Below are 23096 nucleotides of genomic sequence, written 5' to 3'. Positions count from 1 at the left end.
GCCGCACTCAGCGCCTGCGCCGCATGAAGTCGCTCACGACAGCCGCGCCGAGACCGTCCAAGCCTGGTGCGACCACCCGTCCCCCGACGCGTTCGGCCATCCGATCCACCACTCGCGCCAGGCCGGGGTCGTCGCCGAGCCGGAAGAACGTCACACGGGCGCCGAGCCGAGCGAGGGTGTCGAGTTCGCGCACCGTGAGGCCCAGCGTGCGCGCGCTCGGCGGGTAGTCGAAGTACGCGAACCCGTCCGGCTCGAGGTGCGCCGTCGGCTCGCCGTCGGTGACGATCAGGACAACCGGCTGCGCATTCGGGTGCCGACGCAGATGCCGCGCCGCGAGCAACAGCGCATGGTGCAGGTTCGTGCCCTGATCCCAGGCGCCGTCCAAGCCCGCCAGTTCCGACGGCGTCAGCACCTGCGCGTGACGGCCGAACGAGATCAGCTGCAGCTCGTCGCTGCGGAAACGCGTGCTGATCAGATGGTTCAGTGCCAGCGCGGTGCGCTTCATGGGCACCCAGCGGCCTTCCATCACCATCGAGAAAGAGGTGTCCACGAGCAGCGCGACCGCCGCCTGCGACCGCTGCTCGGTTTCCATCACCTCCACGTCGGAGACGGACAACCGGACCGGGACACGGGGTCGGTCCGACACCTCGGCCGCCGCCCTCAGCACGGCATTGGTCATCGTGCGGGTCACGTTCCACGGCTCGGTGTCCCCGAACGCCCATTCCCGGGACGCTCCCGTCGGCTCACCCATCGCACCCGCCCGCCGGGTTTCCCGCTGTCCCCCACGTGAGGACAGCTGCTGTGCCACATCCCGTAGCGCCGTCTGCCCGAGTTGCCGCATCGCCTTCGGGGACAGCCTCCATTGACCATCGGCACCGCGGTCGAAGAAACCCTGATCACGCAACGCCTTCTCGAGATCTGCCAGGGTCCGCGCGTCCGCGGCCGCCTCGTCACCGAGTTGCCGGGCCAGTGCCTCCGCATCGATGTCGTCCAGTGCCGCTCCGGCGTACTGCTGCGACAGCTGTTCGGCGAGCGATTCGAGTTCCGCGATGTCCTGCAGGGCACCGGTCCCCTCACCCAGTCCCATGCCCTGGTCGCCGCGGAACCGTTGCGAGCCCTGCCAGTCCTCACCCGGCCGGGCGGCCTGCAAGTGCTGATCGAGCCGATCCAATTGTCCGATCAGGGACGGGTCGCCGAATGCCTGCTGGGCCAGCGCGTCCAGTTCGTCGCGTTGTTCCTGCGACAGCGAGTTCCGGAGACGCTGCGCGGCCGCTGCGCGCTGTGCCAGCGAATCGAGCAACTCCTCTACGTTGCGCGGGTTCTCGGGGAAGTACTCGCCGTGCTTGTTCATGAAGTCGTCGAACTGTTCCTGCGTGTCCTCACCGCGGGCATGCTTGTCGAGTAGGTCGTTTAGATCGGTGAGCATGTCGCGAATGCGTTCGCGGTCTTCCTCCGTCGCCCCTTCGAGGGCCTGCTTCATGCCCGCAAATCGCTGATCGAGCACCTCCCGACCGAGGAGATCCCGGATCTTCTCGTAGTCTGCGCGCGCCTCGGAGCTACGCCAGTCGTAGTCGGCCAACTCCTGCACGGCCTGCGCCGTCGACGGCGGTAGTTCCGCCAACCGCATTTCCGCGAAACGAGCGTCGTCGTCGAGTGCGCGGGCCAGCGCCTTGCGTTCCTCGAGAACGGCGTGGTCGAGGAGCTCCCGCACTTCTTCGAGGGTGCCGCTCAGATTGTTTCGTTTCAGCAGTTCCCGTCTGCGCCGATTGGCCTCGGCTGCAAGGTCGTCGAGTCCCCGCATATCGCGATTGCCACGCCGGAGCATTTCCCGCAAGGCCTGACGCGGCGAACTGCCCGACAGCACGTCGTCACCGATCGCGGCCAGGGCTTCCCTCAGGTCGATGGGCGGCGCAAGCGGATCACCGCCTTCGTACGGCCCGTACCGCGCATTGTGCGACCCGCGCTCCGCCTTGCGGGTCATTACGAATACACCGTCTGGCCGTTGATGTCGGGGTTCTTGGAGATCCGGCGCGCCAGGTACAGCCCCTCGAGCGCGAACTCCGCCGCCGCGGCGCGTTCCCCATCCGATTCGGCGCCCAGCCGCTCGGCCAATTCATCCAGGACGTCGAGTTCAGGCAGCTCGTTCAGAAGCACCTTGGCGGTAATTCGCTCACCGGTAACGACGGGCTCACCCTGTTCGACGGCGGCAACCAACGGAGCCAGATCGATGCCGCCGAGCCTCGCCCGCACGGTGTCGGCCGTTGCCCGGCGCAACAGGTGTTCGAGAACCTCGATCTCCCGCCCTTCCTCACCGGACTCGAATTCGACCTTGCCCCTGAGCACGTCGACGACGGTCTCGAGGTCCACCGGCCGCGCAACCGGGTCCGCCTCGCCGAGAACAGCTCCCCGATGGACCGCCGCGGCACTCACCGTCTCCGCCCCGGCCACCGCGAATCGCGCGGACACACCCGATCGCTGGTCGACCGACGTCGACTCACGCAGCAGGCGGGTGAAGCGCGCCAGAATTTCGAGCAGATACTCGGGCACCTCGGCGAGGAGATGCGCTTCCTGAAGGATCACCTCGACCTCGTCGTCGAGATGGTTCGGATAGTGGGTGCGGATTTCGGCGCCGAACCGGTCCTTGAGCGGAGTGATGATGCGACCACGGTTGGTGTAGTCCTCCGGGTTCGCACTCGCCACCAACAGAACATCCAAGGGAAGCCGCAGGGTGTACCCGCGAACCTGGATGTCGCGCTCCTCCATCACGTTGAGCAGCGACACCTGGATGCGCTCGGCGAGGTCGGGGAGTTCGTTGATGGCGACGATGCCGCGGTGAGCACGGGGCACCAATCCGAAATGAATGGTCTCGGGGTCGCCGAGGCTGCGGCCTTCCGCCACCTTGACGGGGTCGACGTCACCGACGAGGTCCGCCACCGAGGTGTCGGGCGTGGCGAGTTTCTCCGAATACCGTTCGCTGCGATGCCGCCACAGAACGGGCAGTGCATCACCCAGTTCGCGTGCCCGACGGATAGAGGCCGGCGTGATGGGCTCATAGGGATGCTCCCCGAGTTCGGAACCGGCAATAACCGGAGTCCATTCGTCGAGGAGCAGGTTGAGTGTGCGGAGCAGTCGTGTCTTGCCCTGTCCACGTTCGCCGAGGAGCACCACGTCGTGCCCGGCGATCAGGGCACGCTCGAGTTGCGGTGACACCGTCTCCTCGAACCCGACGATGCCGGGCCACGGATCACGTCCGTCACGCAGGGCCGCGAGCAGATTCTCGCGGATTTCTTCCTTGACGGTGCGTTGAACATGGCCCGACTCGCGGAGCTCGCCGAGTGTGGAAGGTCTCTGTTGCGATGACGTCACCACTCCAAGCTACGAGTGTTCGAGACAATCGGCACGCCTTGACGTGGAGAAGCAGCGAGATTCCGTCACACCCCGCGTCACGCGTACGCGGCCGAACTGGCCGTCGCCACCCTGTCCAGCGCCTGCCAGGCGACGTCGTAACGCTTGCGTAGCACCTCGTCCGCGTCGGTGAGAAGGGCATCGAGCAGCGATCGCGGATCGTCTCGCCACGACTGGACCGCTTCGGCCACGGCACGGTTCCCGAACAACCCGGTACGGGCCAGGGCGAAGGCCCATTCGTCGACCTCCCCGCGATGAATGCACTCGACGGCATCGCCGCGGAAGGCACCATCGACGAAATCGAGCGACAACAGGGCGGCGACGTACCCACCCGTGTTCAGCTGTACGACGTTCATGGCGTGGCACCTTCCTGGAGTCGGATCTCGGTCCGGCGCAGCGCCGGCGGGGATGTGCTGACCTGAACGCTATTCGCCGTTCTTGTGAGGACTGTGTTGCTTCTCTGAGAACTAGGATCGGCTCCGCCTCACGGAACTAGGGTCGGCTCCGCCTCACGGAACTGGGGTCGGCTCCGCCTCACGGAACTCGGTGCGCTTCCGCCTCGCGACCGTTCGTCCGGAACTGGTAGACAGTCCCCATGCCTGACGCCGAGATCACCTTCGAGAGCGGTGCCGTCACCTACTACGGCAGCCTGCGCACCCCCGAGCACACGACCGGGGCAGCCGCACCCGGGGCGCTCCTGCTTGCCGGTAGCGGACCCACCGATCGAAACGGTGACAGCGGCCTCCTCCCCGGCGACATCGGAACCCTCCGATTTCTCGCCGATCTACTCGAGCAGCACGGCATCGTGAGCCTGCGCTACGACAAGATCGGCAGCGGGAGAACCGCTCTCGGCCCCTATGAGGTGGACGAGATCGGCGACCTCGGATTCACCACGTTCGTCGACGCCGCATCGGCGGGGCTGGACTTCCTCGCGGCGCAACCCGGTGTGGACCCGTCGAGGCTCATCGTTATCGGTCACAGCGACGGCGGACTCGTCGCCTTGGCGCTCGCCACCGCAGTCGGCGAGAACCGGGTCCGTGCCGTGGGACTTCTGGAACCGCTCAGTGTCCGCCTCCTCGACCTGCTGACGACCCAGATTTCCGCCCAATTGGACACCGTTGTGGGCGCCGGGCAGTTGCCGGTGGAACTGGCGGACGAACTCCGGCTTGCTCTGGCCGACACCGTCGAGTCGCTCCGCACCGACGGAACGATCCCCGACAACCTGCCCGAGCCACTGCAGAACGCGGGTCTGGTCCACGCCAACGCGAAAGCCCTCGCCGAGGAGGATGCGCTCGACCCTCGCACGCTCGCCGGCCGCCTCCCTGCCGGCTTCCCTGTTCTGACGAGCTGCTCGGCGAAGGACATCCAGGTGCGGGTGGCCGATGTCGATGGACTCGATGCCGCACTGGCGCACACTGCTCTCACGTCGGTGCGCATGGTGAACGCCAGCCATGTCCTCAAGGACGTCGGGAACCGCCCGTCCACAGGCCCCGATTACGTCGAGCCCCTCCCCTATTCGTCGGAGTTCGCCGAGCCGTTCAGCGCCTGGGTGGCCACCCTGTAGTCAGTTCGGCCGGGCGTCGTTCAGCATCGCCATCAGTGTCCGGGCCAAGTCGGAGACGAGCCCCAGGTTCTCGTTGTTCACCAGATCCTCGAGACCGTCCACTCCGTCGACCTCGAGAAGCGGTCGCAGCGTCTCGAGGAGCCGCGACAGTTCCGTCGATTCCCCGGCCGGCGCCGGTGCGGACGGCGTCGTGGGCGTCGGTGTCGCAGCCTCGAGTGCGCTGGTGGTCGTGGTCGGTGCCGTCGTCGTGGTCGTGGTCGTGGCAGATGCCGAGGTTGTGACGGCCGTCGTGGTCGTGTCTTGCGCTGCCGCGGCCGACGGCGCCTTCGGTGTCGTGGTGATGGTCGGCGACCCTGACGACGAGGGCGCAGTGGTGGTGGTCGCGTCCGCTTCGGTGGTCGCGGCGGCCGACTGTACGGCGTCGAGTTCGGATCCTACGGACGATCCGGTGAGCAGATAGGTGACGATGCCCGTGGTGATGGCGATCGCGTGCTTCAGCTGACCGTCGGCACTTTCGAGTTGAGCTGCGTCCTCGGGATGGGAACCGTTACCCATCTCGACGAACACCAGTGGAACCTTCGTGAGCGCCGGTCCCGCCACGTCGGCGCGGGTCTGGATGCCATCGACCACCCCCGCGTAATTGGCAGGGACGAACCCGTCGGCAACATAGGCGTCGCGCATCATTTTCGACGCTTCGAGGCCGCCCCCGGATTGGGCCGCATTCGCCGCCTCGTCCGGTATCGGCAGGGTAGGGACGATCATGTGGAAGCCGTGTTTCCCGGCGTCCTCACCCGACGCCGTCGAGTCGGCATGAATACTCACGGCCACGTCGGCGTTCGACTCGCTCGCCGCGCGCGCGCGTTCGTCGACGCATCCGCCCCAGCCGGTGTCGTTCTGCCTGCTCTGCACCACCGACGCGCCCAAGGTTTCGAGACTGCTCTTCACCAGCTGTGCCACATTCCAGTTGATCGTGTGCTCCGGTACCCCGCCCAGTGAAGTCATCCCACTCGTCTGGCAGTCCTTGGTCCCACCTCGGCCGTCGTCGACCTGCCGAGTGAGGTCGTTCCCCTCGGCCGAACGCTGATGACCGGGGTCGAGGAAAACCGTGAGGTCGGCGAGCTCGGTGCCGGTCGCTGTCGGCGCCGGATCCGGCTGCGCCGAGACATGGGCGGGAATGAGTACGGAGGCGCCGAGGACGCAGGCACCGAGGCCGGCCTTGATCGCAGTTCTGTTCATACCGGGGATGGGCGCACGTCGCAGTGCGGGCGCCACTCTCCTTCCACAGGTGCCACACGAGTCACATCAGCCCCGAGTGAAGCAGCTGCAACGAACGAATGTGACGCTCGAAACCGAATCGAGAGCAACCTGTGACCGAAGCGGCGAATCGCGCGAAGGTGAACAGCACGGCAACTCTGCACGAAAGATCGCTGCTCAGCTCGGTCGTGTGCGCGGCGGACCCGATAATGGAAGTGCACAACCCTCGATCGGTGCTGTACGGTCATCTACCAACCAGCAACGTCACGCAGAAAGGTACGGACATGATGCAGCTTCACGCGCTCTTCGCATCCGTACCCGCATGGCGTCACTGCACCGCCGACAAGCACATCTCCAAGTACGGCGCACCCCGAGAATGACGAGAATCCATCCAGTTCTTCTCGGGCACCCAGGGCAAACCCCTCGGGTGCCTTTTCTTTTACCCTTCACCTGCAGGAGCACTCCATGAAACTTCGGATCAACCAACTGTCCACCGAGCCCCCGTATCCAGGCCTGCCCGACGACCTCACCGGATACGCGGTCACGCTCGACCTGTCGCACTGCGACGCCGCACACGAAGCGACCCTCGGCGAGCTGATCAGCGAGGTCCGCAGCCGAGGCGCCGCACGCGTGGTCATCACCGGTTCGCCGCGCACACTCGAAGGCACCGGCCGGGGACACGCAGCCGCAGCGGCCTGACAACCACGAACGGGCCACGGCAGGAAGCCGAGGCCCGTTCGCGAAGTTGCCGAACCCTAGTGCGCGAAGTGCCGCGCGCCCGTGAGATACATGGTGATACCGGCTTCCTTGGCGGCGTCGATCACCTCGTTGTCGCGGACCGAACCGCCCGGCTGCACCACAGCCTTGACGCCCGCGTTGGCGAGAACCTGCAAGCCGTCCGGGAACGGGAAGAACGCGTCGGACGCACCCACCGACCCGACGACCCGGTCGCCCGCACGCTGCACGGCCAGATGCGCGGAGTCGACACGGTTGACCTGACCCATTCCGACGCCGACCGACGCACCGTCGCTGGCCAGCAGAATGGCATTGGACTTGACGGAACGGCAAGCCCGCCAAGCGAACTCGAGATCTTTCAAGGTCTGCTCGTCGGCAGCGTCCCCGACCGCGAGAGTCCAGTTGGCGGGGTTGTCACCTTCGGCGTCAAGAACGTCCCGTTCCTGGAGCAGCGCTCCCCCGGACACCGGACGCAGCTCGATCCCGGTGGGATTCGGCGCCTTCGCAAGAAGCACGCGAACGTTCTTCTTCCGCTGCAGCACACCGAGTGCGCCGTCTGCGTACGACGGCGCGATGATCACCTCGGTGAAGATTTCGGCAACCTGCTCCGCCATCTCGACGGTGACCTCACGGTTGGCGGCAATCACGCCGCCGTATGCGCTCACCGGATCACACGCGTGCGCCTTGCGGTGCGCCTCGGCGATGCCGCTGCCGACCGCGATGCCGCACGGATTCGCGTGCTTGATGATCGCGACCGCGGGATCACTGAAGTCGTAGGCGGCACGCCAGGCGGCGTCTCCGTCGGTGTAGTTGTTGTACGACATTTCCTTGCCGTGCAGTTGCTCCGCCTGAGCGAGGCCTGCGGAAGCGGCGGGGTTCACGTACAGCGCGGCGGCCTGGTGCGGGTTCTCGCCGTAACGGAGCACCGCCGAGCGGTCCCACGTGGCACCGGCCCACTCGGGGAACTGCGAGTCACCACTCTCGACCAGCGTGGACGTCATCCAGCTCGCCACTGCGACGTCGTACGACGCGGTGTGCTGGAATGCCTGAGCGGCGAGAGCGGTCCGCTCACCGAGCGTGAAACCGCCGCCGTCAACCGCCGCGAGCACGTCCTCGTAACGGGCGGGATCGACTACGACCGCAACCGACGGGTGGTTCTTCGCGGCAGCGCGGACCATCGACGGACCGCCGATGTCGATTTGCTCGACGCACTCGTCAGGAGTTGCACCCGAGGCGACTGTCTGGGTGAAGGGGTAGAGGTTCACCACCACCAACTGGAACGCCTCGATGCCGAGTTCGTCGAGCTGGGCGAGATGCTCCGGCTTGCGGGTGTCGGCGAGTACACCGGCGTGCACCCGCGGATGCAGGGTCTTGACCCGTCCTTCGAGGCACTCGGGGAACCCCGTGAGCGCCTCGACCGGCGTCACCGGAATACCGGCGTCGGCAATCTTCGCGGCCGTCGACCCGGTCGACACCAATTCGACACCCGCCTTGTGCAGGCCGGTAGCCAGCTCGACCAGACCGGTCTTGTCGTAGACGCTGACGAGCGCTCGGCGCACAGCCTTGCGTTCACTCACTGGGGATCACGGCCTTTCGTCCATCGGATACAACTCCACGGGTGGCGACAGCGGCGATGACATCCGCCAACAACCGTCGCTCCACACTCTTGATTCGCTCGTGCAGGGTCGACTCGTCGTCGCCGTCGAGCACGGGCACGGGTTCCTGCGCGAGAATCGGGCCGGTGTCGACACCGGCGTCCACGAGGTGCACCGTCGACCCCGACACCTTGACGCCGTACGCCAGCGCATCGGGCACGGCGTGCGCACCGGGGAAGGCGGGCAGCAGCGCGGGGTGGGTATTGATGATGCGGCCACCGAACCGATCGAGGAACGCCGGGCCGAGAATCTTCATGAAGCCCGCCGACACCACCAGCGACGGCTCGTGTGCCGCGACAGCCTCAGTGAGCGCCTTGTCCCACGACGCACGGTCCGGGTGGTCGCGCAGGCTCACGCGGAAGTGGGGAATTCCGGCAGCCTCCGCGTGGCGGATCGCGTCACAGTTCCGGTCGACACCGACCGCCACGACGTCGGCGGGATATCCGCCGGTCCGGGAGGAGTCGATCAGCGACCTCAGCAGGGTGCCGGCACCGGATGCGAGTACGACGACCCGCGCCGGTGCCGTCGATGACGTCCCGGTCGCCGCCGTCGGCCTCAGGTGGTCACGCGAGGAAGTCAGCGCTCTACTCCTGAACAATCGAAAGGCTGGTGAAATCGAACGGGCGGTCGCATCGTCGACCGAGCAAGAGCCTAGTCGCTGGGGGTTGCGGACCCTCGGGGCAGGTCGCCTTCAGCTCCGTGATCCGCTTCGCCGGACGCATCCGATCCCGTAGTCACCGGGTCTTCCTCCACCTCGGCGTCCACCACGACCTCCGCCTGGGCCTCGTCGTCCTCGGGTGCCGCGGCGCCTGCCGGTGTCTCCGGGTCCTCGACGAGCTCCGCGTCGATGACCCTGCCCGGAGCTTTACCCGCCGGAATGGGAGATGCATCGGGAACGGGAGCGGCGATGGCGGGCACCTCTTCCTCGCCCGGGAGATGGGGTTCCTCCTCGTCGGTCGAGGCCTCGTCCGCGTCGTCGTCAGCGCCCCGCCCGCGGAACCACGCGATGACGACCGCGGTGATCACTCCGACGAATCCCAGCCAGGCGAATGTCAGTCCGCCGAACACCCACCACGTGATCCGGACAGTGCCGAAGGCACCCAGCTCACCGCCGGCGACCAGACCGAGAATCGCGGCCACCACACCCACGCCCGCGGCCGCGGCCAACACCGTGAACAGGGCTTCCTGTCCGGCCACGCGCCGCCCGGAGTCGCGGCCGAGCATGACACCGATCAGCAGGGGAATCGTCAGCAGAGCGGGCCAGGCACCGCCCGCGGCGCCGTCCGGAACGGCGCCGAGTACCGGCAACGGAGGCAGCGAGCCGCCCACATTCCCGAACACACTCACCGACACGTTCCCGATGTCCGCCGTGCCGCCCATCGCGGCGGCGGCCGCACCGATCACGACGTTGGGCAGGTACAGCACCGAGAGCACGGTCAGCCCGAGGAGGCCCACCACACCGTCGCCCCGCTCGAGCAGCCCACCGACCGTCGACCACTCCACCAGCAACGACACGGTGACCAGAGCGGCACCTGCACCGATAATCGCCGTGAACGCGCGCAGTCCCGGCCGCACCGCGTTCCGCGCCCATGCCGGAAGATCCGCAGACCACGTCGGCCACATCGTGACCGCAACCCCGAGCCCGGCGGCCAGCAGGTGCACGAATAACACCCAGCCGAACGCGGCGAGAGTATTCGGTGGCCACAAGGCGATGACCGCCGATGCGTCCGCGATCACCGCCAGGCTGATCGCGGTGATGACCAAGGGGCCGCCCACCGCGGCTCCCACGACTCGGAGAACCCGGCGGCGCGACGACGCCACGTCGACGGCCCCGGCGCACCCGCGGGCGACAGCCCACACCATGCCCGCGGTCGGGATCAACGGAAGGACACCGAGCACGGTGCCGTCGACGGTGACCGGAACCTGGTGAATCGCCAGCCACGACGCAGCGATCGCGCCGAACGTCCCGGTCAGGTCGCTGTTCGCGGCGACCAGCGTAACCACGATCAACGCCGACAGCAGAACGATCGTCACTGCCGCCGGCCGGAACGCCACCGCCAGCAACGCCCACGCCTCGTCGGGGTCCGGCACCCGGGCCTGCGGACCCCGCCCAGTTTCAGCGGATCGCCGCTCATCACCTCGTGCAGCCCTGCGCTGAACACGATCAACCAAAGAACTCATCCCCTCGAGAGTGGCACCTCGGCGCCGCGACCGCGGTCAGGCGCGCCGCACAGAAGTGGCCTCCGACCATGGGCGGTCGAAGGCCATCTGCTTGGTTCTGTCCCGTTACTTGTCGTCCCGGTCGGAACGGGTGTCGAAGGCCTGGGTCGGTGCACCGTGACCCTCGGACTCGGACGACTCACCTGTGTCGGCATGCTGCGACTCGGAACGCGACTGCTCGCCGTACTCCAGGGTGCGCTCCACCGGCGACGATCCGGACTGCGCGCCGTAGGCAGGAGCGGCGTGCTGGGCCGAACCGTAACTGGTGCCCGCCGGTCCCGTCGGGTACTGCGAGGAGGGGGTTGCGCCCGGCTGCGAATACCCCTGGTACTGCGGCTGCTGATATGCGGTCGTCGGAGCGTCGTACGGCGCCGACCCTGCCCCATAGCCCTGCTGCTGCCCGTAGCCCTGACCGTAACCGGACTGGCCTGGCGAAGACTGCGTCTGGCCGGGCTGCTGCTGACCGGGCTGGCCCTGCTGGCCGAAGCCCTGCTGGCCGTACGGAGACTGACCCGACTGCCCGTATCCCGGCTGCGGCTGACCGCCCTGCGGACCGAAGCCCTGCGGACCGCTGTACCCCTGTGAAGGCTGCTGACCGTAGCCCTGCGACGGCTGCCCGTAGGACTGTTGCCCGCTCTGGCCGTAGCCGCCCTGCCCGGACTGGCCGAAAGCACCAGCGGCCGAAGGACTGCGGACCGGCTGCTTCACGATGCCGATGTCGAACAGCAGCGCAGCGACCGCCACTGCCGACTGGATGAATCCCAGCACGAGGATCAAGATGGCGCCCCAACCCGAATCGGCGTCGAAGTTGAGGAAGATGAGCAGGGCGAGAACCCAGCCGGAGATGGACGCCGCCGCCGCGGCACCCGCATAGTTCTGTTTGGGGAGAAGAGATACCGCAGCCAGCAGACCGCCGAGGAACAGCAACCCGAGGCCGTGCGACCCCGCCTCGAAGGAATTGAGCGGTTCACTGACGACGGTGACGTACGGGGCGAACCCGAACAGCAGATTCAGCAACCCGAGAACCGCGACACCGATCAGGAGGAAGAAGCCCAGGCCTTTGGAATCTCCCCCTGCATTCTCCTGCGCTGCATTCTGTTGCGCGGGCGGACCGTAGCTCGGTCCGCCGGGCGGGAACGTCATGACTTCTCCTCGTCGACAAGTGGTCGTCTGCGTGCGCTCTTCCGACGCTAGCCTACGTATACCCGTCGGTCACTGCCCTCGGTAGCGGCCCACACCGCCGGGAACGGCGCGGGAGACAATGGGTCGATGCCGTACACGCTCGCTCCCCGCGCTACCGATCTCACCGTCGAAACGGAGATCAAGCATTCGCGCTTCATCGCGGCCCTGCGGCGAGTGGAGGATGCAGAATCGGCACAGGATTTCGTGCAGTCGCAGCGCCGCGCGTATCCCGATGCGCGGCATCATTGTTCCGCCTACATTGTCGGGAACGGACCCAGTGAACGGCTCGAGCGTTCGAGTGACGACGGAGAGCCCGGCGGAACGGCGGGGATACCCATGCTGCAGGTCCTGCGGACACGGGACCTCGTCGACGTCGCAGTGGTGGTCACACGATATTTCGGCGGAATCAAACTGGGGGCGGGCGGACTGGTCCGCGCGTATTCGGGCGCGGTGGCCGCGGCGATCGACGCCTCACGCCTCGTGGCACGGGAGCGTCGACAACTTCACACGCTGGCAACTCGTCACGCCGATGCGGGTCGGGTGGAGTCGGAACTGCGGATGCGCGGCGTGGTGGTCGTGGAGACGACGTACGGCGAAGAGGCGGTACTCACGCTCGCGGCCCGCGATTCGGAGGACTTGGCGAATCTGGTCGCGGAAGTCACGGCAGGCGCGGGAACACTTCATCCGGCCGGGGAGATCTGGATAGACGCCTAACCGCCCGTGCACCTTTTTGGTAGTTGGAGCTACCAAAAAGGCGCACGGGCGCGGAGCGCCTAGGCCTGGACGGTCAGGCTCTGCAGGATCTCGCGAGCGAGCGCAGCGGTCTCGGAGGGCGTCTTGCCGACCTTGACGCCAGCCGCCTCGAGGGCGTCCTTCTTGGCCTGCGCGGTTCCCGAGGAGCCGGAGACGATGGCGCCGGCGTGGCCCATGGTCTTGCCCTCGGGAGCGGTGAAGCCGGCGACGTAGCCGACGACCGGCTTGGTCACGTTCGCCTTGATGTAGTCGGCGGCACGCTCTTCGGCGTCGCCACCGATCTCACCGATCATGACGATGACCTTGGTCTCGGGGTCCTTCTCGAACGCCTCGATGGCGTCGATGTGGGTGGTTCCGATGACCGGGTCGCCGCCGATGCCGATGGCGGTGGAGAAACCGAAGTCACGCAGCTCGAACATCATCTGGTAGGTCAGCGTGCCCGACTTGGAAACGAGACCGATGGGACCGCTGCCCGCGATGTTGGCGGGGGTGATGCCGACCAGCGACTCGCCCGGGGTGATGATGCCGGGGCAGTTCGGGCCGATGATGCGGGTCTTGTTGCCCTTGGAGACGTTGTACGCCCAGGCGTACGCCGAATCCTGCACGGGGATGCCCTCGGTGATGACCACGAGCAGCGGGATCTCCGCGTCGATGGCCTCGACGATGGCGTCCTTGGCGAAGGCCGGCGGAACGAACGCGATCGAGACGTCCGCACCGGTCTTCTCGATGGCCTCGGCGACGGTGCCGAAGACGGGGAGCTCGACGCCGCCGTCATGGGTGACGGTGGTGCCGGCCTTGCGGGCGTTGACGCCGCCGACGACCTGAGTACCGGCCTTGAGCATCAGCGCGGTGTGCTTGGTGCCCTCGCCGCCGGTGATGCCCTGGACGATGACCTTGGAGTCCTTGGTCAGGAAGATAGCCATGTTGTTTTAAGTCCCTTTACTTTGCGGCGAAGGCCAGCTCGGCAGCCTTGTCGGCGGCCTCGTCCATGGTTCCGACGACCGTGACCAGCGGGTGAGCGGCCTCGGCGAGGATACGGCGACCCTCTTCGACATTGTTGCCGTCCAAGCGGACGACCAGAGGCTTGTTGGCCTCGTCACCGAGCGTCTTCAGGGCGCCGACGATGCCGTTGGCGACGGCGTCACACGCGGTGATGCCACCGAACACGTTCACGAACACACTCTTGACCTGCTCGTCGTTCAGGATGACGTCGAGCCCGTTGGCCATGACCTCGGCGGACGCACCGCCGCCGATGTCGAGGAAGTTGGCGGGCTTCACGCCGCCGTGCTTCTCACCGGCGTAGGCGACGACGTCCAGGGTCGACATGACCAGGCCGGCGCCGTTGCCGATGATGCCGACCTGTCCGTCGAGCTTGACGTAGTTGAGGTCGTTTTCCTTGGCCTTGAGCTCGAGCGGGTCGGTGGCGTCCTTGTCCTCGAACGCCTCGTGGCCGGGCTGACGGAAGGCAGCGTTCTCGTCCAGCGTGACCTTGCCGTCGAGCGCGAGGATCTGGTCGTCCGGGGTACGGACGAGCGGGTTGACCTCGACGAGGAGAGCGTCTTCCTTGATGAAGACGTCCCACAGCTTCTGGATTGTGACGGCCGCTGCGTCGAGCACCTCGGCGGGCAGCTTTCCTGCCTCGGCGATGCTGCGCGCGAACGCGAGGTCGACACCCTTCACGGCGTCGACGGGGATCTTGGCGAGGGCGTCGGGGTTCTCCTCGGCGGTGACCTCGATCTCGACTCCACCTTCCACCGAACACATGGCCAGGTAGGTGCGGTTGGTGCGGTCGAGCAGGAATGAGATGTAGTACTCCTCGGCGATGTCACTCGCCTCTGCGACCAGGAGCTTCTTGACGACATGGCCCTTGATGTCGAGGCCGAGAATCGCCTCGGCGTTCGCCTGGGCGGCGTCGACGTCTGCGGAGTACTTGACGCCACCCGCCTTGCCGCGGCCGCCGACCTTGACCTGTGCCTTGATCATCACGGGCTTGCCGATTTCTTCGGCAATCTCGCGCGCGCCGGCGACCGTGTCGGTAACACGCCCAGCCGAAGTCGGCACCTCGTGCTTGGCGAAGAGTTCCTTCGCCTGGTATTCGAAGAGATCCATCTGCTCACCGTCTCGTCTGCGTTGACACCCGCTCGAGGGGTAGGAGCGGGTCTGTTTTGGACTTTAACCAGTTGCCGGGCCAGGTCTGCGCCCGCGTGCATGGTATGTGGTCCACATCACGCGATACGCCCCCCTGAGGTGCGCCTCACCGATTTTCCGGCGGGGTGCTCACCGTTTTCCGGTGCGTGCTGTGAGGGCCGCGGCAGCCGCAACCAACACTATGCCCACCGCGGACGGGATGACACCGGCCCCCATTTCCGGGGCCTCCAGCCGCGCTCGGGCGAGTGGCCAGGACAGCAAATACACCCCCATGGCGACGCCTGCTCCCAGGAGAAGTGCGCATGCCCGGGCAGGCCTCGCACGCGCCGCCACGATCACCGCGAGGACGACCGTCGCACCCAGCAACGCCCGTCCCCACACGTCGAGTCCCCAGGGAAGTTCCCCGAAGGTGGCGGCAGCGGAGTGGTCGCCCACAGCATCGATGCCGGAGAAGAGCGGAAGTGCCAGGCCGACGAACGCAAACAGGGCGCCGAGCCCCCCGACGACGAGGACCGCGAGATCGGTCGAGCGCTCCTCGGAGGTATCGATCTCCTCCCGTTCCGCGGAACCGGCGAACCACGTGAGCACCCCGGTCACGGCGGCGGCGACCGCGGCGCACCACAGCAGAACCGAGCCGGCGCCGGCGCTGATACCCGGTACATCGGTGGCGAGCACCACGGATTGGGTCACCGCCGCGACGGAGAAGGGAATCGTCACCCACAGAATTCCGACCGCGGGTCGCACCGCCGAAGCGAACTCGGAGAAGAACAACCAGATCGTTCCGACGGCGAGAACGATGGCGGCGACGAGGACGACCCGGGTGGCGAGAACGTCGGGACGCACCAACGAGGCGGGCGTGTCCAGTACCGGAAGCAATGCCCCGGTGGCGGCGAGGACGGCAGTGAGGGCTCCGGCGGTTCCGGCGGTGAGGTGCCATCGGGCGAGCCGTGCGCGAGCTGCCTCGGCTTCCGCTCGGGCGGCGGCCTTGGCAACGCCTTTCCCGGACGGCGTGACGGCCCCCGCCTTCCCCGTGGCTGGTGTCACCGTCCGATCCGTCGCGGCGCCGGCCAGCGCCTGCAGGATGCGACCGTCGCGGGCGCGGTCGATCGCGGGGACACACAGCCCCGCGAACACCAATGCGGCGGCTCCGACGGTTCCCCACGCCGAGCCCGGCCCGACCCCGATGCGTTCGCCTGCGGCGAGTCCTGCCACGAGGCGCGTCCCGACTACACCCAGAGCAGCGAGCCCGAACCCGATCAGGACTCCCGCCGACACGGGCGGGGAGATCGACGCCAACGCGGAGGCGACGGCGATCAGGACGGCGACGGCCATCGCCGCGGCCCCGATCGAGGTCGCGAGATCGGATTCGACCACGGCCGGCACCAAAATGACGGGATCCGAGGACACGAGGGCGGGCGCGAACAGTGCTCCGACCAGCACCACGGCCGCTGCCACCGTCACCGCGGACAAGAGGAAACCGACTCGCGCTCCGGTCGAGCGTCCCACCTGTTCGGAACTGCGTGCATCGCCGTAGCCGTCGAGGAGGGAGCAGCGGTGGACCGCCACCATCCCGAGAAGGCCGGCGAGCACGATCAGGATGTGACCGGCCACGAGGGTGTAGGCGCCGGTGCCCGCGGTGAGTTCCGCTGCCGTCTGCGGACGGAACAGCTCCAGTCGGTTGGCATCGATTGCGTCCGTCCACAGCTGAACGTCCAGGATGGCAGCGCCGATCGAGACCGCACCCGCGCCCGCGAGGAGGCCGCCGGCGAATGCCGTCCTGCGCGCGGCGAGGGCGGCGATCGCCACGATCGGCGCTGCGAGGGCAAATACTGCCGCGCACACGGCCGCGGCGCCGACGCCCGGCAACACCGTGGCGCCTGCCGCCGGCCGTGCCGCTTGTAGGACGGGTGCGGCAGCGACACCCAGTCCTCCGACGAAAGCCAGGATGGCAGCGGTCGTGCACCCTCGACGCGCCTTGTCGGGATCCGGCTCCTCGACCGCGGCGGATCGAGCGCCGCCTCCTGGGGAAGGAATACGTTCGGGCTGCGCCCGGGGGCCTTCTCCGGAACGAGTTGATGACGCCACGGACCGACGCTAACGCCTCGCACCCGGCCCACGGCCGGTGTGACACGCGCTTCTCCGCTGGAGATCGAATCGAGACCGATTACCCGCGCCCGCATTCCCCCAGCTCGCGTTGTGATGCCCGTCACAAGTAGCTGTTCATTCGCGTTACAGGTTGCGCGCATCGCAACCGTTTCGTTACCGTCGCCAAGGTCTAAGTCACAGGCAGGTCACGAGCAGGAGGTTGGACGGGCGTATGCACCACCGCAGCCAGTTCACGGCCAGCCGTTTTGTGAATCACCACGCTGACGAGGAACGTGAGCCTTCGTTCTCGGTTGGTCACAACGACGAGGTCACGCCCACGTATCCCCCACGATCGGTCGAGCGTTACACCGAGACCGATAGTTCTGAGATTTCCACAATGTTCTCCCGTGATTCGCATTCTCCCCGCTCCAGCAGGCACAACGCTTCGCGTTCCGGCCATCACCGCGTAGACGCTGTGAGCAGTTACGACTCCGAGTTCGACATCCCCGGCTTCATTCCCCGCAGCGGTATCGAGTCCCCCGAGGGCACGCCCTCCCACTCCCGCCGCGGAGCGCACCGACTTCCCACTCCCCCCTCAGCCCTCAAGGGCCGCGCAGCCGTTCTCGCAGTCGCAGCGGGCGCCGTCGTAGCAGCGGGTCAGGCCGGAGTCAGCGGCTCTTCGTCCAACTCCACCGATCACTCCGAGGTCGCCCTCGCCAGTGACGAGTCGAGCGTCATCGGCACCACCGCCGAGCCGCAGGCGGCCCAGTTCTCCACCGTCGCGGACACCGTCGCATCCGAGTCGAACGCCCCCCAGGTCCTGAACGTCGCGAATCCCACCGACCTGTCCCAGTTCAGCAACCTCCTCGCCAAAGGACAGCGCTTCAGCGAAGAGCGCGCCGCCCGCGAGGCTGCGGCCCGTCGGCCGTTGTTCGTTCTCCCCACGATCGGCACCTTCACCTCGAACTTCGGATCGCGCTGGGGCACGCTCCACGCGGGCGTCGACATCGCGGCCCCCATCGGCACCCCCATCGTGGCCGTGGCCGACGGTGAGGTCATCGACTCCGGGCCGGCTTCCGGGTTCGGCATGTGGGTCCGCCTCAAGCACGCCGATGGCACCGTCACCGTCTACGGGCACATCAACACCTCGAACGTCACCGTGGGCCAGAAGGTTATGGCGGGTGACCAGATCGCCACCGTCGGCAACCGCGGATTCTCCACCGGCCCGCACCTGCACTTCGAGGTTCACCTCGGCGGCGAGAACAAGGTCGATCCCCTGCCGTGGCTGGCCTCGCGCGGCATCAGCCTCGGCCCCGAGATGGACTGAGCGGAAAACACTCCGGAACGTAACCACAGACGACTGCGGCGCATGCACTGTGCATGCGCCGCAGTCGTCTGTGTGCAGCCCTACAGCTTGGTCATGGGGACTCCACCGATCAGCATGAGCCGGACCTTGCCGGCGCTTCCGAAGTCGATCGTGACGGTGGCAGTCGGTCCGGCACCCTTGGTCTCCAGCACCGTGCCGAGACCGTACTTGTCGTGGGTGACACGGTCGCCGACGGCGAGGACCAGGTTGTTGTTGCGCGAGCGGGCCGCACCGAAACTCGGCGTCCCGGATGAACTGCCGCCGTAACTGTGGCCACCGTAACCCTGGCCGCCATAGCCGGAACTTCGGGCGCGGCCGCCACCGATCGCGCCGCCGGAACCGATGCCGGTTCCCGGGTCCTCACGACGCCAATGCACCAGATCGGTCGGAATCTCCTGTAGGAACCGTGACTCCGGGTTCTGGATGGGTTGCCCCCACGCCGACCGGATGACTGCGCGGGTGAGATACAGCCGCTTCCGGGCACGGGTGATGCCGACGTAGGCCAGCCTGCGTTCCTCCGACAGTTCAGTGGGGTCGCCGAGCGCCCGCATGTGCGGGAACTGGCCGTCTTCCCATCCGGTGACGAACACGATGGGGAATTCGAGCCCCTTCGCCGTGTGCAGAGTCATCATGGTGACGACGCCCTCGTCGGAGTCGGGCAGCTGGTCCGAATCGGCCACCAGCGACACTCGCTCGAGGAAGGCGGCCAGGGAGCCGGGGTCGGGTTCACCGTCACGCGCGTCGACGTCACCGTCCTCGGGGCTGTCGATCAGCCCGGCAGCATTGCGGGCGTCGGAGCTGAACTCCCGTGCAACACTCACCAATTCGTTGAGGTTGTCGAGCCGGGCACCGTCCTGTGGGTCGCTGCTGGCGGCAAGCTCGGCGCGATACCCCGTCCGCTCGAGCACCGCCTCGACGACGTCGCCGATGTCGCCCAGCTGATCGGGGACCACTTCGTCCGAACTGAACTCGGGCGGCAGCATCATCCGCAACCCGTCCATCAACTCGAGGAAGGACGCGATGGCCTTCTGTGAGCGGGTGTTCAGCAACGGCACCCGGCCCTCGCCGCCATCGCGCAGCGCCTCCGCGAAACTGATTCCCCGTTGCTCGGAATGCACCGCCACGCACGCCTCGGCCCGGTCCCCGATGCCACGGCGCGGGGTATTGAGGATGCGACGCAGACTGACAGTGTCGTCCTCGTTGGCGAGCACCCGCAGATACGCGACGATGTCGCGAACCTCCTTGCGCTCGTAGAACCGCACGCCGCCGACCACCTTGTACGGAACACCGAGGCGGATGAAGATCTCCTCGAGCGCACGCGAGGAGTTGTTGGTGCGGTAGAACACCGCGACATCAGCGAACTTCGCTTCTCCGGAATCAACCAGCTTGTCGATCTCCGACGCGACGAAGGACGCCTCGTCGTGCTCGTTGTCGGCGACATAACCGGTGATGAGCTCGCCCTCGCCCGAGTCGGTCCACAGCCTCTTCTCACGACGGCCCGTGTTCTTGGAGATCACGGAGTTCGCCGCGGAGAGAATGTTCTGCGTGGACCGGTAGTTCTGCTCGAGCAGGATGGTGCGGGCATCGGGATAGTCGCGCTCGAACTCTTCGATATTGCGGATGGTGGCACCACGGAACGCGTAGATCGACTGATCAGCATCGCCCACCACACACAGTTCGGCAGGAGCGATGCTGTGCTCGGCATTCGGGTCCGCCGTTGTGCTGCCCACCAGTTCGCGGACCAGCATGTACTGCGCGTGGTTGGTGTCCTGGTACTCGTCGACCAGCACATGCCGGAACCGGCGCCGATAGTACTCAGCGACCTGCGGGAACGCCTGGAGCATCGCGACGGTCTCACCGATCAGGTCGTCGAAGTCGAGGGCGTTGGCCGAGCGCAACCGCTGCTGGTAATGGCCGTACACCTTCGCGACGAGACGCGGCAGCTCCGCCGGATCCTTGTCGGCATCGGCAGCGGCCTGCTCCGGGTCGACCAGCTCGTTCTTCAGATTCGAGATGTGAGTGGCGAGAAGCCGCGCGGTGTATCGCTTGGTGTCGAGGTTCAGATCTTTGGAGATCATCGTCAACAGGCGCCGCGAGTCGTCCGCGTCGTAGATGGAGAAGTTGGAGTTGAGTCCCGGAAGCAGCGCGGCCTGGGCGCGCAGGATACGAACGCAACTCGAGTGGAACGTGGACACCCACATGTTGTTGGCACGCGGACCGACCAGGTGCGCGACCCGCTCGCGCATCTCCGCCGCTGCCTTGTTCGTGAAGGTGATGGCCAGAACCTGGCCCGGCATCACACCACGTTCCGCGAGCAGGTACGCGATGCGGCGGGTGAGCACTGCCGTCTTCCCCGACCCGGCCCCTGCGACGATGAGAAGCGGAGAACCGGCGTGCACGACAGCCTCGCGTTGCTGCGGATTGAGGCCCTCGAGAAGGGTGTCCGAGCCGGCGTGTGCGGGCGTGGATGCGCGCGGCGTGGCCACGGCACCGGTGTGCGAAGCAGTACGCGAAATAGTGTTCATCGTCCACTAAACCTACCGGCGTCTACCGACAGCGTCACAGCCGCTTGGCCTGCGTGGTACCCCCGTGGCAAACTGGTACACGTGTTCAGTCAGCCATCGCGCCCCCTGTGGCGATTTTTTTATGGGTACCGGCCTCCGGTGCCCGTGAACTGAACAGCTCACGAGCCCCGAGGTCCGCACCGGATCCGGGGCTTTTTTCGTCAAACGAGCCTGGATCGGTAACGACTCGAGCCGAAACAACGATCCACGTTCTGACAAGAGGGAGACGAACCAATGAGCACTCAGACCGTCGCATCAGCCGCCAAGGACACCGCTGTTCCCACCAGCGAGGCCGAGATCGAGGTTCTCCGTCAGGAGATCGACAAGCTCGACGCCGAGATTCTCGCCGCGATCAAGCGCAGGTCCGAGGTCTCGCAGATCATCGGTGCCACCCGCATGGCATCCGGCGGCCCGCGCCTGGTCCACAGCCGCGAGATGAAGGTGCTCGAGCGGTTCAACGAACTCGGCCAGGAAGGCCACACTCTCGCGATGCTCCTGCTGCGCCTCGGGCGCGGCCGCCTCGGTCACTGAGCCCTTTCGGTCTCTGAGCCCGACTCGCTCACCGAGCCTCTTCGGTCACCGAGTCACCCCGACCGAGTCGCTGGGCGCGGCCGCCGTCGGTTCACGACAGCGGCCGCCTCACCCGGTGCCCCTCGATCTCTACGACTCGAGTGCCACGTACTTGGTCTCCAGGTACTCCTCGATACCTTCACTGCCCCCTTCGCGCCCGAAGCCTGATGCTTTGACGCCGCCGAAGGGGGCAGCGGTGTCTGAGATGACGCCCCGGTTGACGCCCACCATGCCCGTTTCGAGGAGATCGGCGACGCGAAGCGCACGGTCGAGGTCCCGGGTGAAGATGTAGGCAGCGAGACCGTATTCAGTATCGTTCGCCGCGGCGATGCCCTCGTCTTCGGTGTCGAATCCGCTGATCGCGGCAACCGGGCCGAACACTTCCTCTTTCAGGATTCGGGCCTGTGGTGGGACGTCGTCGAGGACGGTGGCCGGATAGAAGTAGCCCGCCCCTTCCGGCGCCGCACCGCCCAGCCGGACGCGGGCCCCCGCACCGACGGCGTCCTGCACGAGTTCACTGACGGTCTCGAGCTGATCCGCGTTGATCAGCGGGCCGAGTGTGGTGTCGGGGTCCTGCCCCGGTCCGAGTGTGTACGACGACATCTTGTCGACGAGCTTGGCGGTGAATTCCTCGCGGACACTGTTCGCGACGTGGAAACGGTTGGCGGCCGTGCAAGCTTCGCCCCCGTTGCGCATCTTCGCGAGAACGGCGCCCTCCACCGCTGCGTCGACGTCGGCGTCGTCGAAGACCACGAAGGGCGCGTTGCCACCAAGTTCCATCGACGTGCGCAGCAGACCCCTGGCCGACTTCTCGATCAGCATGCGCCCGACCCCGGTGGAACCGGTGAACGTGAGCTTGCGCAGGCGCCGATCGTCCAGCAACGGACCGGCCACTTCCCCGGACTTCGACGTCGGCAGTACGGACAGGACACCCTTCGGCAGTCCCGCGTCAGCCATGACCTCGGCCAGCAACAGCATGGTCAGCGGCGTCTCGGAGGCAGGCTTGACGATCATGGTGCAGCCCGCGGCCAGCGCCGGACCGATCTTTCGAGTGCCCATCGCGAGAGGGAAGTTCCACGGGGTGATCGCAAGACACGGACCGACCGGCTGTTTGGTCACGAGCACCCGTCCGTTGCCGGCGGGCGCGGGTGTGTAGCGGCCGGAGATCCGCACCGCCTCTTCACTGAACCAGCGAAAGAACTCGGCGCCGTACTTCACCTCCGCCTTGCTCTCCGGTAGGGCCTTGCCCATTTCCAGGGTCATCAACAGGGCGAAGTCGTCGGCACGCTCGATGATCCTGTCGAACACGGCTCGCAGCAGTTCACCGCGGGCGCGGGCCGGCGTGGCCGCCCACTCGCTCTGAACCGCCACTGCGGCGTCCAGAGCTTTCATCGCGTCGGCGGGACTGGCGTCCGCCACCTCGGTGAGGGCCTCACCGGTGGACGGGTCGAAGACGGTGAAGGTGGCACCGTTTTCGGCGTCGCGCTGCTCACCACCGAGGAAGAGGGTCGTCGGAACTTGTCCAATGAGTTCGCGGGAATCCATGGGGTCCATCATGCGCCGCACCAGACTTCACACGGAAGTTTCGACGCGCG

Annotated in this window: 18 protein-coding genes; 5 read left to right on the top strand and 13 right to left on the bottom strand. The window is 66.9% G+C overall.

The window, feature by feature from the left end:
• Nucleotides 1-7: 7 nt before the first annotated feature.
• The 3 genes from HYG77_RS23255 to HYG77_RS23245 form a co-directional block, all read right to left on the bottom strand.
• Nucleotides 8-1981 (bottom strand): VWA domain-containing protein, encoded by a 1974-nt coding sequence (locus tag HYG77_RS23255; RefSeq protein ID WP_109332690.1) that lies wholly within the window; start codon nucleotides 1979-1981, stop codon nucleotides 8-10.
• A complete protein-coding gene (locus tag HYG77_RS23250; RefSeq protein ID WP_109335301.1) occupies nucleotides 1981-3366 on the bottom strand; it encodes an ATP-binding protein in 1386 nt (461 codons plus the stop codon). The genes HYG77_RS23255 and HYG77_RS23250 overlap by 1 nt, the downstream gene beginning before the upstream one ends.
• A 77-nt stretch (nucleotides 3367-3443) precedes the next feature.
• Complete coding sequence (locus HYG77_RS23245; RefSeq protein ID WP_208960764.1) at nucleotides 3444-3761, bottom strand: hypothetical protein; 318 nt, start codon at nucleotides 3759-3761, stop codon at nucleotides 3444-3446.
• A 239-nt stretch (nucleotides 3762-4000) separates the two neighbouring features.
• On the opposite strand from HYG77_RS23245, the gene HYG77_RS23240 reads away from it, so the two are divergent.
• Entirely contained in the window at nucleotides 4001-4969 is a 969-nt protein-coding gene (locus HYG77_RS23240; protein WP_109332693.1) for an alpha/beta fold hydrolase, read from the top strand.
• Here HYG77_RS23240 and HYG77_RS23235 read toward each other — a convergent pair whose 3' ends face one another.
• On the bottom strand, nucleotides 4970-6205 hold the full coding sequence (locus tag HYG77_RS23235; RefSeq protein ID WP_208960763.1) for an N-acetylmuramoyl-L-alanine amidase: 1236 nt from the start codon (nucleotides 6203-6205) through the stop codon (nucleotides 4970-4972).
• 483 nt (nucleotides 6206-6688) lie between these two features.
• Here HYG77_RS23235 and HYG77_RS23230 point away from each other — a divergent pair, with 483 nt between their 5' ends.
• A complete protein-coding gene (locus HYG77_RS23230) occupies nucleotides 6689-6922 on the top strand; it encodes a hypothetical protein (protein WP_109332695.1) in 234 nt (77 codons plus the stop codon).
• Between the two features lie 56 nt (nucleotides 6923-6978).
• Here the strand turns inward: HYG77_RS23230 and purH are convergent, their stop codons facing one another.
• The 4 genes from purH to HYG77_RS23210 form a co-directional block, all read right to left on the bottom strand.
• Nucleotides 6979-8535, bottom strand: coding sequence for a bifunctional phosphoribosylaminoimidazolecarboxamide formyltransferase/IMP cyclohydrolase (purH, locus tag HYG77_RS23225; protein WP_208960762.1), 1557 nt, complete (start codon nucleotides 8533-8535; stop codon nucleotides 6979-6981).
• The gene (gene purN / locus HYG77_RS23220; protein ID WP_208960761.1) at nucleotides 8528-9211 is read right to left on the bottom strand and encodes a phosphoribosylglycinamide formyltransferase; all 684 of its coding nucleotides are present in this window, start codon (nucleotides 9209-9211) and stop codon (nucleotides 8528-8530) included. The genes purH and purN overlap by 8 nt, the downstream gene beginning before the upstream one ends.
• 53 nt (nucleotides 9212-9264) lie before the next feature.
• Entirely contained in the window at nucleotides 9265-10785 is a 1521-nt protein-coding gene (locus tag HYG77_RS23215) for a DUF6350 family protein (protein ID WP_208963496.1), read from the bottom strand.
• Nucleotides 10786-10899: 114 nt separating this feature from the next.
• Nucleotides 10900-11976 (bottom strand): DUF5336 domain-containing protein, encoded by a 1077-nt coding sequence (locus tag HYG77_RS23210; protein ID WP_208960760.1) that lies wholly within the window; start codon nucleotides 11974-11976, stop codon nucleotides 10900-10902.
• 126 nt (nucleotides 11977-12102) lie between these two features.
• Between HYG77_RS23210 and HYG77_RS23205 the strand changes: the two genes are divergently transcribed.
• On the top strand, nucleotides 12103-12729 hold the full coding sequence (locus HYG77_RS23205; protein ID WP_109332699.1) for a YigZ family protein: 627 nt from the start codon (nucleotides 12103-12105) through the stop codon (nucleotides 12727-12729).
• A gap of 59 nt (nucleotides 12730-12788) precedes the next feature.
• Here HYG77_RS23205 and sucD read toward each other — a convergent pair whose 3' ends face one another.
• The 3 genes from sucD to HYG77_RS23190 form a co-directional block, all read right to left on the bottom strand.
• The gene (gene sucD / locus HYG77_RS23200; RefSeq protein ID WP_015889388.1) at nucleotides 12789-13691 is read right to left on the bottom strand and encodes a succinate--CoA ligase subunit alpha; all 903 of its coding nucleotides are present in this window, start codon (nucleotides 13689-13691) and stop codon (nucleotides 12789-12791) included.
• Nucleotides 13692-13707: 16 nt separating this feature from the next.
• Nucleotides 13708-14877: an ADP-forming succinate--CoA ligase subunit beta gene (gene sucC, locus HYG77_RS23195; protein WP_109332700.1), complete on the bottom strand. Its 1170-nt coding sequence runs from the start codon at nucleotides 14875-14877 to the stop codon at nucleotides 13708-13710.
• Between the two features lie 168 nt (nucleotides 14878-15045).
• Nucleotides 15046-17001, bottom strand: coding sequence for a hypothetical protein (locus HYG77_RS23190; RefSeq protein ID WP_208960759.1), 1956 nt, complete (start codon nucleotides 16999-17001; stop codon nucleotides 15046-15048).
• A gap of 232 nt (nucleotides 17002-17233) precedes the next feature.
• Here HYG77_RS23190 and HYG77_RS23185 point away from each other — a divergent pair, with 232 nt between their 5' ends.
• Nucleotides 17234-18328 carry a M23 family metallopeptidase gene (locus HYG77_RS23185; RefSeq protein WP_208960758.1) on the top strand — a complete coding sequence of 365 codons (1095 nt, stop codon included), beginning with the start codon at nucleotides 17234-17236 and terminating at the stop codon, nucleotides 18326-18328.
• A gap of 80 nt (nucleotides 18329-18408) precedes the next feature.
• Here the strand turns inward: HYG77_RS23185 and pcrA are convergent, their stop codons facing one another.
• The gene (pcrA, locus tag HYG77_RS23180; protein ID WP_208960757.1) at nucleotides 18409-20892 is read right to left on the bottom strand and encodes a DNA helicase PcrA; all 2484 of its coding nucleotides are present in this window, start codon (nucleotides 20890-20892) and stop codon (nucleotides 18409-18411) included.
• Between the two features lie 273 nt (nucleotides 20893-21165).
• Here pcrA and HYG77_RS23175 point away from each other — a divergent pair, with 273 nt between their 5' ends.
• Nucleotides 21166-21462: a chorismate mutase gene (locus tag HYG77_RS23175; protein WP_109332711.1), complete on the top strand. Its 297-nt coding sequence runs from the start codon at nucleotides 21166-21168 to the stop codon at nucleotides 21460-21462.
• A gap of 129 nt (nucleotides 21463-21591) precedes the next feature.
• On the opposite strand, the gene HYG77_RS23170 is transcribed toward HYG77_RS23175, so the two are convergent.
• The gene (locus HYG77_RS23170) at nucleotides 21592-23046 is read right to left on the bottom strand and encodes an NAD-dependent succinate-semialdehyde dehydrogenase (RefSeq protein ID WP_208960756.1); all 1455 of its coding nucleotides are present in this window, start codon (nucleotides 23044-23046) and stop codon (nucleotides 21592-21594) included.
• Nucleotides 23047-23096 lie beyond the last annotated feature (50 nt).

The organism is Rhodococcus sp. ZPP, from assembly GCF_017656075.1.
In the GTDB taxonomy this organism is placed as follows: Bacteria; Actinomycetota; Actinomycetes; order Mycobacteriales; family Mycobacteriaceae; genus Rhodococcus_F; species Rhodococcus_F oxybenzonivorans.
The sequence above is the reverse complement of the archived record's forward strand: the minus strand, read 5'-3'. Positions and strand labels throughout refer to the sequence as shown.